The sequence below is a fragment of the Ekhidna sp. genome (assembly GCF_963691765.1).
Taxonomy (GTDB): Bacteria; Bacteroidota; Bacteroidia; order Cytophagales; family Cyclobacteriaceae; genus Ekhidna.
The window spans coordinates 2,609,487-2,623,889 of record NZ_OY829375.1; the positions used below are offsets into that span (position 1 = coordinate 2,609,487).

The following is a 14,403-nucleotide window of genomic DNA, read 5'->3' on the forward strand; positions in this document are numbered from 1 at the left end:
AAGTTTGCAATTCAAAGATTACACTGTGAAGATTGCTTTTGTTGCCAATACAAGTTGGAATATCTACAATTTCCGCAAGGGACTCGTGACCCATTTCCTCGCTCAGGGATGTGAGGTGTTAGTTTTTACACCTAAAGATGAGTATACCGAAAAGGTTATCGAATGGGGAGTAAAATGGATTGAAACTCCACTAGAAGGAACTGGAGCAAATCCAATTAAAGATTTGAAGTACTTAAAGCAGCTCCATAAGTTTTTCAAGTCAGAGAAGCCACATGTGGTACTTGCATTTACTATCAAGTCAAACATTTATTCCTGTCTGGCAGGGAAGTTTAATAATGTGCCAGTCTTTTGTAATGTGAGTGGTCTGGGCACTGTTTTTCTTGTAGAAGGCATTGCAGGCAAAATGGCTTTATCGCTTTATAAGTTGGCCTTTAGGTTTAGTAAGCATGTCTTTTTTCAAAATCATGATGATAAAAAACTATTTACGTCAATTATTAAAATCAGTGATGATGATATTTCAATTTTACCAGGATCAGGAATCGATTTGAAACAATTTATACCTACTCCTTACCCTAAAAATGAAACAATAAAATTTGTTATGGTTTCAAGGGTGATTATTGAGAAGGGTGTTCGAGAATTTGCAGAAGCTGCTTCTTATTTTGCTGATGATAATGCTATTGGATTTACACTTGTTGGAAAATTTGATCAAGAACATGCTAGGTCTGTTCAAAGAGAAGAGTTGGAGCACTGGATTGACTCGGGTTGGATCAACTATATCGAACATTCAGATAAAGTAGCTGAGATAATGAGCAGCCATGATGCTATTGTGCTGCCATCGTATAGAGAGGGAACATCAAGAACCTTGCTTGAAGGGGGAGCCATGGGGAGGCCACTTCTTACATCAAATGTTCCTGGTTGTAGGGATGTGGTTCGGGATGGATACAATGGTTTTTTATTCGACGTAAAAACCCCAGAGAGTATCGTGGATAAAATAAAACTCTTTCTTTCTTTAAGCTTTGATGAAAGACAGCAAATGGCACAAAATTCTAGAAGGCTTGTTGAGGAAACTTACGATGAAAAAATAGTCATTGATATGTATGAAGATACGATACATCGAATCATCCAGTGATCCCGAAAAATTTGGCCTATTTTTACGGCTTTAAACACTTATCTGTGAACCGTTTAGTATTACTTCTTTTAATCGCTGTTTTAAGCAGTTGTAAAGCTTATAAGCAGGATATAATGTTTAAGCTTGATGAAAATTTCACCGAAGAGGATTTAGCTAAGGCCACCGCTGAAATTGATGGAAATTATCTCCTTAAATCCAATGATGCACTGCTTCTGGATGTATTTACAAATAATGGGGAACGTTTAATTGACCCAAACCTGGAATTAGTAACTAATCCGGGGCAGCAGCAACAACTATTCAAAGACAATTTCCAATACATAATCCAGTCAAACGGAATAGTCACATTTCCAATGATTGGAGATATGAATTTAACCGGCATGACTTTGTTTGAGGCCGAACGAGCCATCGCAGAAAAATTTAATGAGGTATACAAAGGATCTTTTGTTAAACTAAGAATCACTAACCGAAGAGTATTTGTCTTAGGAGCTCCAGGAGGGAGGGTGATTCCACTTTCAAATGAAAACACAAGCTTAATAGAGGTCTTAGCCTCATCTGAGGGCTTGGAATTGGGAGCTAAAGCACAAAATATTAAACTGATTAGAGGAGAAACTGTGTATAGGGTGGATCTAAGTACGATCAGTGGCATGAGGGAAACAAATATGTCTGTACAACCAGGAGACGTTATCTATGTTGAGCCGTGGAGGAGGCCATGGCTGGAAACCCTACGTGATGTATCTCCAGCATTAAGTATAGTATCAAGTGTGCTCACATTAATCGTTGTAGTACAGAATTTATGATGGAAAGTAACGGACAGGCGAATTACAATTATTCTGAAGACGAAAAGGACATTTTAGAATCATTCGATTTAGAAAGATTTTGGTATGTACTAAAGAGAAGTAAATATTGGATGGTTGGATTCATTATCCTTACCACAGTACTTTCCTATCTATACGTTAGATATACAAAACCAATTTTCAATTCGGAATCCATAATTAAGCTAGAATTTGAAAGTGAGGCAAATGTGCTGGGTCTTGTAGAAATTGTAAATACGCAAGAAAGGAATGAGATCTCTGGTGAAATAGAATTGATAAAGTCGCGACTTTTTCTTTCCAGAGTTGCGGATGCTGCTAAGATAAACGTGTCATACCACGTTTACGGGCGATATCTTACAGATGAGCGTTACAGAAATTCACCATTCATTGTATCGTACAAGATTCATAATTCAGCTTTTTTTGACATTCCGTTTGATATCGAATTTGGAGCAGAAGATTCATTTTCACTCTCATATGTTAAAAACGGAGTTGAAGTCAATGAGACTCATATCTTCAATGAAGAAATTAAAAATTCTAACTTCAATCTATTAATCCAAAGAACGGATTACTATAATTCAAAGGATGAAAATAAATATTTTTTTATCATTAGTAGTGAAGATGCTTTAATAAGTCAATTGCAGTCAAATTTGAATGTCTCCCCGGAGAATTTTAATGCCAAAACTATTAAAGTATCGTATTCTGATTTTAATAGATATAAAGCCCGAGATCTGGTAAATCTTATAGACTCTCTATATCTGGTATACACCAAAGAGGTCAAAAATGTGGCGATAGAACAAAAGATAGATTTTCTCGACGAACAGATTCTTGCTACCGAAGGAAGACTTTCTGAATACGAGGACTATTTTGAAGAATTTACCATCGAAAATAGGACTACAGATTTGGGAGAAGATCTTAATCGTACCATCGAGCAGCTTGCAGTTCTGGATTCGCAGAGATATGGAATAAGACGAAATATCAACGATCTGGACTTAATTCAGAAACAAGTCAATGAAAAAAATGCAATTGCGATTAACCCTCTACTGCTTGAACAGCTTCCAAAATCCTTAGGTGAGTCTATTGTAGAATACTCAGAATTGCAGCAAGAGCGAGAGCTTAAACTGGCTTCGTACAACGAAACTTCATACATAATTGAGCAGATAGATAATAAGCTTGATAAGAATAAGCGGTTGCTTTCAGAATTACTGCAATCCTATGAAACAACACTTGATGATAGATTAATTCAAATTGATAGAAGGAGAAATATTCTTGAGAATAACCTATCTCAACTACCATCAATGGGTACAGAATATGGTAAGAATAGAAGACTATATGATTTGCAAGAAGAATTCATGCTTTCGCTACAGACATCGAAGATGGAACTAGAAATCACAAGAGCTGGTACAGTAACTAAAAATGTAGTTCTTTCTCCGGCGACGGTTCCAACTAGTCCAATCAAGCCTCAGAAAACCTTGATCGTTGTTGCTGGATTTATGGTTGGATTTATTGTCAGTGTAATCTTTCTTTTAATCAGATATTTAATTCACAATAAGATTGCTGGTGTAAGGGAATTGGAGAAGCTTGCTAAAGTGCCAGTTTTAGGTGCAATCCCAGAGTATAAAAAAGAAGCGTTGAGTCAGACTTCATTGGTTGTTAGAAAAGATTCTAAGAGTTCATTGAGTGAAGCGCTGAGGACAATCCGGACAAATCTTGATTTTGTCAATACTAATAGCAAATCGACAATTAGCGTTACCTCTACGATCTCTGGTGAAGGCAAAACATTCGTAGCTGCAAATCTTGGGGCCATTATGGCAATGACCGGACAAAAGGTCTGTGTGGTAGATATTGATATGAGAAAACCTAAAGTTCACCTTGCTTTAGGGGGTGTTAGTAAAACTGACGGTGTAAGTACGATATTGGCTGGTAAGAGCAGTGTTAAAAATAGCATTCAAGAGACACCAGTTGAAGGTTTGCATTTTATAGCTGCGGGTCCTACGCCGCCAAACCCTTCGGAACTCTTGCTCCAAAACTCATTTCAGAAGATGATTGATGAGTTAAATAAAAAATTTGATGTTGTGATTCTAGATACACCACCTGTTGGTTTGGTGACAGACGGCCGGCTTGTTATGAAATATTGCGACATCCAGCTTTATATAGTTCGAGCAGATTATTCAAAAAGAAATTTTGTCAAAGTTCTAAATGATCTCAAATCGAGCAATCAGTTTTCCAACTTAACAACAATTCTTAACTCAATAGATTCTACGCCAGGTTACGGCTATGGCTATGGCTATGGTTATGGCTATTACACGGATGATGAATCAAAAGTTGAAAAGGTGACTTCTTCAATTAAGAACTTATTCTAAAATGGGATTCTTCAATAAGAAGTATGCTAAATTAAGTCTTGATTTACACTCTCACCTGATTCCGAATGTTGATGATGGATCACAGTCGTTAGGTCAGAGTATAAATATGCTGAAACGACTGATGGATCTAGGATTCAAAAAGGTAATTACCACTCCTCATATACATCCTAGTTACCCTAATACTCCTGAGATCATACTTAGTGGATTGAGCAAACTGCAGGATGAGATTGGCAGATTGAATCTTGAAATTGAAGTAGAGGCCGCCGCTGAATATTTCGTCGATGAATCATTTCAAAAAAAAGTAAAAGAAGGTGGGTTGATACTGTCATTTGGAGGAAAGCATGTTTTGGTTGAATCATCATTTCTAAACAAGCCGGTTTTTTTCGAATCGGTCATGTTTGATATGCAATCAGCAGGTTATACTCCAGTATTGGCACACCCAGAACGTTATCAGTTTTTAGAAGGCAGTCTAGATTGGCTGATTGAACTAAAAAGCATGGGTGTGCTGTTTCAAGTTACATTTGGCTCTTTGGGGGGCTATTATGGGGCGACTCCAGAGAAAATAGCCAAGGCCTTGCTTAAAAATAAGATGGTGGATTTTTTAGGATCAGATTTGCATCGAGAATCACATTTAAATTTTTTAGAGAAGGGTCTAAAATCCAAGGTCGTCCAAAATGCTATCAAGGAAGGGGCGTTAAAAAATCATGAACTTTTATAAGAGTGTGGAAAACTTTTTACCCCATTAAACAAGGTATTTACGTACATTTTCACCTAAATTTCTTTTAAACTATTTACCGCCAAATTGATCGTTCACCATGGCTGAAGAACATAAACGTAAGGAAGAGAGGGAGTTGATTCGGAAGTATGAAGCATTCCTTAAAAACAGAGAAAATCATTTTTTTGATGAAGAAGCCTTGATTCGCATAATCAGCTACTATAGTGTGAATGATAAATTGAATCAAGCACTTAAAGCTGCGACTGTCGCATTAGAATTGTATCCATACTCGATTGATATTACAATTGAAAAATCGGATGTACTTGTCAAGATGGAAAAGTCTGACGATGCAATAGATCTTTTAGATGAAACATTGAATATACAACCAAATGATCCTGAGCTTCTTCTTCAGAAAGGAGCAATACATTGTTTGTTATCAGAATTTGAAGACGCCATTGATGCTTATGAGAGGGCGATAATTAATGTTGAGGATAAAGATGAAGTTTACTTCAGCATGGGGATGGCGTATCAGGGGATGGGTAAATACAAAGAAGCCGCAGAGCAATATAAATTGGCAATAGAGATCAATATGCTCAATGAAAATGCATTATACGAACTTGCATATTGTCTCGACGTTTCAGGCGAGTTAGAAAGCAGCTTATCTTACTACAAGAAATTCATTGATCAAGATCCATATTCTGAATATGCATGGTACAACTTAGGAATAGTGTTCAATAAGCTATCGAGATTTGAAGAAGCCATTGATGCCTATGAATATGCAACAGCAATTGACGAAGAATTTAGTAGTGCATGGTTCAATTTGGGAAATGCACTTATGAATCTTGGTAGATATGATCGAGCATTAGCTGCATATCTCAAGACTTATGATCAAGAAGGAGCTTCTCCAGAAACGTACTGTCACATAGGTGCAGCTTATGAAAAGCTTCAACAGCTTGACTTAGCTATAAAATACTATCAAAAAGCCACTAAACTTGATCAACTATATCATGAAGCATGGTATGGTGTAGGAGTTTCACTGGCGCTTCAAGAAAAGTGGTATGAGGCAATTCATTTTTTAAATAAAGCATTAAAAATTGATGCTGAAAATGTACTCTACTGGAAGGCAGTTGCTGATGCCGAATATAAGACTGGTAATTTGGTGTCTTCAATAGAAGCTTACAAAGAAGCTAGCGAGATGGATGCAGAAGATCCGAAAATATGGCTTGATTGGTCAATGGTGTACTACGAGCAAGGCAACTATGAAGAAGCTATTTCAGTATTGGAACAAGGACTTGATGAATGTCCCGATAATGCTGAAATGTATTATCGAGGAGTGGTTTATTTAATTGGTTCAGGTAGTTATAAGAATGCAATCAATAGATTAGAAACCGCATTGATTCTTGATTTTGATGCTCACGAAGTACTTTTTGACTTCTTTCCAAACCTACCTACACAAAAGGCTTTGTACAGAATTATCGATCAGTTTAGGAACGACCAAAAATAACTTTGATCATCTAAAGATAATTTGTGATTTTTGGGGCTTATTTTTCCTGACATCAAAAATCCTAAATGAATTATCATCTTAACAACCTACCGGAGAGGACATCAAAACCTAGAACTGAAGGCTATACCATGGTCATGGATAAAGGCATTAGTTTGAGGGAAGTTGAGGACTTGATCGAAACAAGTGGTGAATACATTGATATCGTTAAGTTCGGATGGGCTACTTCGTTTGTATATCCCAAGCTAAAGGAGAAGATAGCTCTTTATAAGTCAGCTGGAATTCCTTGCTATTTTGGAGGTACATTATTCGAGGCCTTCATCGTTAGAGATCAATTTACAGACTATCAGAAGATTTTGGATGAATTTGACCTAGAGTACGCTGAAGTTTCAGATGGATCTCTAGTAATGGAGCATGAAAAGAAGTGTGAATATATTTCTACGCTAGCCAAACAAGTTACTGTACTAAGTGAGGTGGGCTCGAAGGATGCTGCTAAGATTATTCCTCCTTATAAGTGGATCGAGCAGATGAGCACGGAGTTGGAAGCCGGGGCGTGGAAGGTTATTGGAGAAGCTAGAGAAAGTGGTAACGTGGGTCTTTTCAGAGATTCTGGCGAAGTAAGACAAGGTCTGGTTGAAGAAATTTTAACCCAAATTCCTGCAGAAAAAATCTTATGGGAAGCACCTCAAAAAGCTCAACAAGTGTGGTTCATAAAGTTGTGCGGCTCCAACGTTAATCTGGGGAATATTGCTCCTAAAGAAGTCATCCCATTAGAAACGATTAGACTTGGACTAAGAGGAGACACATTTAGTCACTTTCTATAATATATGGACAACCTAAGGCTTTTTTTAAAGGGGATGGCGATGGGTGCTGCTAATGTGATTCCCGGAGTCTCAGGAGGTACAGTTGCTTTTATTACAGGTATATATGAGCGATTAATTCAAGCGCTTAAGAATATAGATCTTCAGGCCATGAAGCTATTATTGGGCTTTAAGTTTCAAGATTTTGCTGCTAAAGTTGATTTTCGTTTTCTGGCGATCTTATTTCTAGGGGTTTTCGTAAGTATTCTTAGTCTTGCAAAAGCGCTTGAGATTGCATTTGATAAGTATGAAACTCTTACTTTATCATTCTTTTTTGGGCTGATTATTGCCTCTGTGATCAGTGTCTCGCGTCAAATAAGTAAAGTATCTATTTCAGTAATTATCACTTTTATTATCGGAACGGCTATTGCTGTGGCCATTGCATTTTTACCCCCAGCACAACCAAATGAATCGTTCTTATATTTAATACTCTGCGGAGTGGTAGCGGTCTGTAGTATGATATTGCCAGGGTTGTCAGGATCTTACATTTTACTGCTAATGGGTAACTATCTACTTGTGCTAAAGGCAATTAGCGCCCTGGAATTAAAAATTATAGTACCAATTGCTATTGGTTGTGTGGTTGGGTTAGTTGCCCTATCAAGGGTCTTGGCATATTTTTTCACCAGATTTAAGAATGAAACAATAGCAATATTGAGTGGTTTTGTATTTGGCTCGCTATTGATAATATGGCCTTGGAAAATCACAATCACAGAGACTTTTTCAGGTAAGGAAAAAGCCGTGGGTTATATATGGAATCTTCCTCAAATGGATTCTTCATTCTTATTATCTCTGTTCCTAATAACCACAGGATTTTTTATCGTTTTTTGGATGGAGCGAAAATCCAATGTTGAAGACAACTAGTCGTTAGGTTGGATTAAGTTCTTGATTTAACTTTAGCATATATGAAGCGCTTTGGTTTGATCGGATATCCTGTGAGTCATAGCTACTCACAAAACTTCTTTCAGAAGAAATTCAAAGAACTAGGTCTCAAAGATCATTCGTATGATCTTTTTGAAATGGAGTATTTGAATGAATTTCCAGCATTATGGCTGAAACACACTGATCTAAAAGGCCTCAATGTGACTGTGCCTCACAAAGAAAATGTAATTAAGTATCTGGATAAGCAAGACGTTAGCGCCATAAAAGTGGGAGCCGCAAATGTCATTCTCAAAAAGAACGGGATTCTTACTGGTTACAACACAGACTATATGGCTTTTCGTGAATCTTTAAGATCCTGGATGGGGAATTTTAAAGGCGAAGCATTAATACTTGGATCAGGAGGTGCTTCCAAAGCAGTTCAAGCAGGTCTTACTGATCTAAGCATTCCATACAATCAAGTTAGTCGGACTATGAAAGGTGGAGACTATACTTATGATCAGATAAAAGCAAACCCTGATATCATCACTCGGTTTAAACTCATTGTTAATACCACGCCTCTAGGGATGTATCCCAAAAATGAAACGATTCCTGACTTACCATATCATAAAATTCAAAAAGGAACATTCTTTTACGACTTGATATATAATCCTGAGGAGACAGCATTTATGCTACAAGGGGAAAAACATGGGGCAAAAACTAAAAACGGCTTAGAGATGTTGGAACTTCAAGCTGAGCAATCTTGGCAAATTTGGAATAGTTAATGTATGGATTTTAAACTCGTTTCGGAATACAGTCCAACCGGAGATCAACCAGAAGCAATTCGTCAAATTGTGGAAGGGTTAAAGAATGATGAGCCAGCACAAACATTACTTGGAGTAACTGGCTCGGGAAAGACATTTACCATGGCTAATGTTGTTGAGCAAGTCCAAAAGCCTACGCTCGTTTTAAGTCATAACAAAACATTAGCCGCACAGCTTTACGGCGAGTTTAAACGCTTTTTCCCAGAAAATGCGGTTGAGTATTTTATCTCATACTATGACTATTATCAACCTGAGGCTTATATCCCAACCAGCAATGTTTACATAGAGAAAGACCTTTCTATTAATGATGAAATAGAAAAGTTGAGGCTTAGTGCTTCATCTGCACTGCTATCAGGAAGAAGAGATGTGATCGTAGTGGCATCTGTATCTTGTATTTACGGTATTGGCAATCCAGAAGAATTTGGGAAGAATGTCATCAAGCTTCAAGAAGGAGATGTAATTCCGAGAAATAAGTTTCTTTTCGACTTAGTTGATATTCTGTACAGTCGGACGGAGGCAGAATTTAAAAGAGGGACGTTTCGAGTAAAAGGAGATACTGTTGATGTATTTGTAGCCTATGCCGATTTTGCCTATCGATTTATTTTCTGGGGTGATGAAATTGAGTCAATTCAGCGTATAGATCCTATCACTGGAGAAAAACAATCTGACGAACGTATAATCACAATTTTTCCTGCAAATCTCTTTGTTACAGATAAAGATCAATTACAGGTCGCTATCAAAGAGATTCAAGACGATATGGTTGAGCAGGTTCAGTTTTTTGAGGATGAAAGAAGATTCCTTGAAGCAAAAAGGCTAAAGGAGCGAACAGAATTTGATTTAGAGATGATCAGAGAAATCGGCTACTGTTCGGGTGTAGAAAATTATTCGCGATATTTTGATAGACGATCTCCAGGTAGTAGACCATTCTGCCTACTCGATTATTTTCCCGATGATTTTTTAATGATTGTTGATGAAAGTCATGTGACAGTTCCGCAGGTTAGAGGTATGTGGGGTGGTGATCGCGCACGGAAAGTAAATCTTGTTGATTACGGATTTAGACTTCCTTCTGCAATGGATAATCGACCTCTGACATTCAATGAATTTGAGGATATGCTTAATCAAGTGGTGTTTGTAAGTGCCACCCCAAGTGAGTATGAATTACGCAAATCCGAAGGGGTGATTATCGAACAACTTATTAGACCTACTGGACTACTTGATCCAGTGATAGATGTAAGACCAAGTCAAAATCAAATAGATGATCTGTTGGAGGAAATCCAGCAGCGCATAGAAATGGAGGACCGAGTTTTGGTCACAACGTTAACTAAACGCATGGCAGAGGAACTCACTAAGTACTTGCTAAATGCGGGAGTGAAAACTCGCTACATACATTCAGAAGTTGATACGTTGGATAGGGTTGAGATACTTAGAGAGTTGAGACTTGGAGTGTTTGATGTTTTGGTGGGGGTCAATCTGCTTAGAGAGGGTCTGGATTTACCAGAAGTTTCTTTGGTCGCAATTTTGGATGCTGACAAAGAGGGGTTTTTAAGAAATGAGCGATCGTTGGTGCAAACAATCGGCCGTGCCGCAAGAAATGATCATGGCAAGGTAATAATGTACGCGGATCAAGTGACCGGGTCAATGAAGGTTGCAATTGATGAAACCAATCGGAGGAGGGGGATTCAAATGGCGTACAATGAAATGCATGGTATTACTCCACTATCGCTAAAGAAAACCAAGGATGAAATTCTAAGGCAGACGGGTGTAGCCGATAAGAAAAAAGGTGCTAAGAAGTACTACATAGAAGAGGAACAATCCTTAGCTGCAGATCCAGTGGTATCATATATGTCAAAAGATCAATTGACGAAACTGGCGAATGAAACAAGAAGAAAAATGGAAAAGGCTGCAAAAGATTTGGACTTTATGGAAGCTGCTCGCTTAAGGGATGAGCTCCAAGAAGTTGAAAAAATGCTAAAAGAAAACAAGTAGTTCTTTGGATTTGCCAATATCGTAATTCAACTTGCTTTTGAAATAAGCACATATCCCAAAAGATTAATCTTTTTCAACTTACATCCCCCAAATATTTATTATGTCAAAAATAACCGCATTTGGTACTTACGTGCCAGAGAAGATTGTAGACAATCATTATTTTGAAGAGTTTATTGACACCAACGATGAGTGGATCATTTCAAGAACTGGTATTAAAACCAGGCGTTTCTCTAAAGATGGCGAATATGCAAGTGATTTATCAGTTAAGGCAGTAGAGAATCTAGTGGAGCGTAGTGGTGCTGATGTCACAGATGTTGATTTTATTGTGGTCTGTACTACATCTCCCGATCAAATAATGCCAAATACTGCATCCAGAGTTCAGTATAAGCTTGGAATACCAAACGCTGGATGTAATGATATTTATGCCGCGTGCGCTGGATTTATTTATGGACTTCAGATGGCTCATGGTTTTGTCAATTCTGGTATTTATAAGAAGGTACTAGTCATTGGAAGTGAGACGCTCACTAAAGCAATGGATATGCAAGACAGAACCTCTTGTATACTTTTTGGAGATGGTGCCGGTGCAGCACTTGTTGAGCCTAGTGAGGAAGAGCACTTCATTGCATTCAATTCAGGAACAAACGGTGATTTTGGACATGATCTATATATCAGCCATAAAAAAAATAGCATCAATGGAGTGGGAATTAACCCACACGGTAAAATTGTACAAAATGGAAGGTCTGTCTTTAAGTGGGCAGTCAGCAATATCCCTGTTAAAATAAAGGAGCTAGCAGAGAAAGCTGGAATGACACTTGATGACTTGGATTATATTGTACCGCACAGTGCCAATCTTAGAATTATTGAAGCTATTGCTAAAAATTTGGACTATCCGATGGCGAAAGTACCAGAAAGTGTCACCGAATTTGGTAACACATCCTCGGCATCAATTCCATTGGCAATTGCAAAGTCCGAAGCTAACGGTGGCATCAAAAAGGGTGATACGCTCCTTCTAATAGGATTTGGGGGCGGTTTAACATTTGCTGGTGCTATTGTAAAATGGTAAAAAAGTGGTTTTTACCATACCGGTTTTTTTAAAATATGCTTTGGTGAATCAGTATATGTATTACATTTGTGATTACTACTAGGCGGTAGTAAGTTTTTTCCCGATGCTAGTCGGGATTGGTGGTGAACGGAGCGGGCTGCATTGTCCGCTCTTTTTTTATGCCAAAAAATTGAATAGACTGATAAATTCTAACAAATCAAAGGTCAATGCTAAATGAACCATCCTCTCGAATTGAATGGAGGTTTAATCCAATTTCTTCCGCTTGAGCTTTCATCTTTCTGGAATAGGTATAAGAGTTATTAACTCCTAATACGATCAGTTCAAAATTGAATTGCGATTGTAGCCAGCTAAGATTTTTTACAGCACCATTATTGATGTAAATAATGTCTGTCTCCACCATTGAATTAAAATTCAAATGAAATGTTGTGGAGTCGAATAGCACAAATCTTTTTGGACCGATTTTACCTAACCTGAGCACATCTTTCTTTACAAAATAGCCATTACTTATAGGTGTAATGTCTTCAGCTATTGGATCTAAATGTTGAGATAATCTGGAAGGATTAATTTGATAGGAAAGAAGTTCTATTTCATTCATTAATACATCATCTACGTATAGTCTAGATGAATGACCACTTATGTGATCGATCGCCATTCCATTTGATACTTTATAGAAAATTAGTTTATTCTGATGTGACTGTTTCTCATAAGTAAAAACGGTCCATAATATCAGGTTGCATGAAAGAAAAGATGCTATTGCTAAGGCTGGAAATGATCGATTATGCAATGCTGAAATGAATGTAACGATTATTGCGTAAGTGAGAAAAAGCTCAACTTGGTCTAAGTGGATCCATTCAATAATATTATTTGGAAGCATTTGTAAGTAGCCAATACTTTCATTCATTAACCAAAGGGTCTTTTGCAAAATACAGCCGATTAGCATTCCTAAAGCGGGTATAATAGAATCAACCAATACCATAAAAAGACCACCGATAAGCATGATAAATGATGTTGGAATAACTATGATATTTGAAATAAGAAAGTAGGTGGGGAATTGGTGAAAGTAGTAGGCTGACAATGGGAAAGTTGCTAGTTGAGCAGCAATAGAGACTGATGTTATGGACCATATTTTATCAAATAATATGTATTTGGGATGAATCAATTGATAAAATTTAGGTTGTAAGTATACTATACCAAAAACTGCTGCAAAGGATAATTGGAAACCAACTGAATAGATGAGGTAAGGATTGAAAAGAAGTAAAATGAAAGCAGCCAATCCTAATGAATTATAAATGTTGGAATCTCGATTTATAGCCTCGCTAATTAAAATGAGTGAAAACATGGTGGATGCTCGTAAAACAGATGGACTTAATCCAGTCACTAAAGCGTAAAACCAAATAAGGATTAGGCTGATGCTTGTAAATAGGAAATTCCCCCAGTTTCCTATACGTTTTAAGAATCCAAAGATCAGCCCGATTACCATATAAATTATGCCCACATGAAGGCCTGATACAGCCAAAACATGCATGGCACCTGCTGATGAATATGCTAACTTAATTTCATTATCCAAATGATCTTTTACCCCAATTAAAAGTGCTTTTAATATCCCGTTCTCTCTTTCTACGGGGATGTTTTTATCTATTACGAAGATGGCTTTTGACTTCAGTATGTATGCCCATCTAATTAGAACATTCGGAGTAGTTTGCTTTAAGAGATTTACATCAGCTGTATTTACAAATGCCTGAGCAACTATTTCTTGTCTTCTTAGGTATTTCTTGTAATTAAACTCATTGGGATTACTAGGTTTTTGAAGTTCAAAGTATTTCCCTTCTGCATTGATATGATCCCCGTATTGGAAATCTTTAACTAGTGAATCTTTTCGTATGTAGAGATGAATTTTCCCATTTGAAGACAAAATTTTCCCATTTTTTAAAAGGGTATGTCTTAGTTCAAGAACATAGCGATTGTAGTTAGTTCTCTCAGTTTTAGGAGAAATTATTATTCCCGAAAACCCAATAATATCTGCTTTGAATAGCTCATTTTGGGAGAGGTGCTTAATTTGGGTTATATAACCTCCAATCAGAAAAATAATTGAAAGACTTACCACTCCATTTAAATGCCGAAGCTTGTAGAATCCCAATTTGTTTGATATCAACACAAGGGCCACCAGGATTATGATACCAGTATATAATGTGGCTAATGTTTGAGGCCAGAACTTTGGAAAATGCTCAAAGCCAAGGATTCCTAAAATTAAAACAATGCTAAGTCGGATGAATGGATAGGAATTCCAGAAGTACAATA

General features: G+C 37.3%; 11 protein-coding genes. 10 read left to right on the plus strand and 1 reads right to left on the minus strand.

The window, feature by feature from the left end:
* Positions 1-25: 25 nt before the first annotated feature.
* The 10 genes from ACY650_RS11870 (at position 26) to ACY650_RS11915 (ending at position 12,105) form a co-directional block, all read left to right on the plus strand.
* Positions 26-1,129 (plus strand): glycosyltransferase family 4 protein, encoded by a 1,104-nt coding sequence (locus ACY650_RS11870; RefSeq protein ID WP_462247742.1) that lies wholly within the window; start codon positions 26-28, stop codon positions 1,127-1,129.
* A 44-nt stretch (positions 1,130-1,173) separates the two neighbouring features.
* Positions 1,174-1,926: a polysaccharide biosynthesis/export family protein gene (locus tag ACY650_RS11875; RefSeq protein ID WP_462247743.1), complete on the plus strand. Its 753-nt coding sequence runs from the start codon at positions 1,174-1,176 to the stop codon at positions 1,924-1,926.
* The gene (locus ACY650_RS11880; RefSeq protein WP_462247745.1) at positions 1,923-4,301 is read left to right on the plus strand and encodes a GumC family protein; all 2,379 of its coding nucleotides are present in this window, start codon (positions 1,923-1,925) and stop codon (positions 4,299-4,301) included. Before ACY650_RS11875 ends, ACY650_RS11880 begins: the two co-directional genes overlap by 4 nt.
* 1 nt (position 4,302) lies before the next feature.
* A complete protein-coding gene (locus tag ACY650_RS11885; RefSeq protein ID WP_462247747.1) occupies positions 4,303-5,019 on the plus strand; it encodes a tyrosine-protein phosphatase in 717 nt (238 codons plus the stop codon).
* Positions 5,020-5,116: 97 nt separating this feature from the next.
* Complete coding sequence (locus ACY650_RS11890) at positions 5,117-6,520, plus strand: tetratricopeptide repeat protein (protein WP_462247748.1); 1,404 nt, start codon at positions 5,117-5,119, stop codon at positions 6,518-6,520.
* Between the two features lie 65 nt (positions 6,521-6,585).
* Entirely contained in the window at positions 6,586-7,341 is a 756-nt protein-coding gene (locus tag ACY650_RS11895; protein WP_462247749.1) for a phosphosulfolactate synthase, read from the plus strand.
* A 3-nt stretch (positions 7,342-7,344) separates the two neighbouring features.
* Positions 7,345-8,238: a DUF368 domain-containing protein gene (locus ACY650_RS11900; protein WP_462247751.1), complete on the plus strand. Its 894-nt coding sequence runs from the start codon at positions 7,345-7,347 to the stop codon at positions 8,236-8,238.
* Positions 8,239-8,279: 41 nt separating this feature from the next.
* Entirely contained in the window at positions 8,280-9,017 is a 738-nt protein-coding gene (locus ACY650_RS11905; RefSeq protein WP_462247752.1) for a shikimate dehydrogenase family protein, read from the plus strand.
* Between the two features lie 3 nt (positions 9,018-9,020).
* The gene (gene uvrB, locus ACY650_RS11910; protein WP_462247753.1) at positions 9,021-11,042 is read left to right on the plus strand and encodes an excinuclease ABC subunit UvrB; all 2,022 of its coding nucleotides are present in this window, start codon (positions 9,021-9,023) and stop codon (positions 11,040-11,042) included.
* A 100-nt stretch (positions 11,043-11,142) separates the two neighbouring features.
* Positions 11,143-12,105 carry a beta-ketoacyl-ACP synthase 3 gene (locus tag ACY650_RS11915; protein ID WP_462247754.1) on the plus strand — a complete coding sequence of 321 codons (963 nt, stop codon included), beginning with the start codon at positions 11,143-11,145 and terminating at the stop codon, positions 12,103-12,105.
* 196 nt (positions 12,106-12,301) lie between these two features.
* On the opposite strand, the gene ACY650_RS11920 is transcribed toward ACY650_RS11915, so the two are convergent.
* Positions 12,302-14,401 carry a ComEC/Rec2 family competence protein gene (locus ACY650_RS11920; RefSeq protein WP_462247755.1) on the minus strand — a complete coding sequence of 700 codons (2,100 nt, stop codon included), beginning with the start codon at positions 14,399-14,401 and terminating at the stop codon, positions 12,302-12,304.
* Positions 14,402-14,403 lie beyond the last annotated feature (2 nt).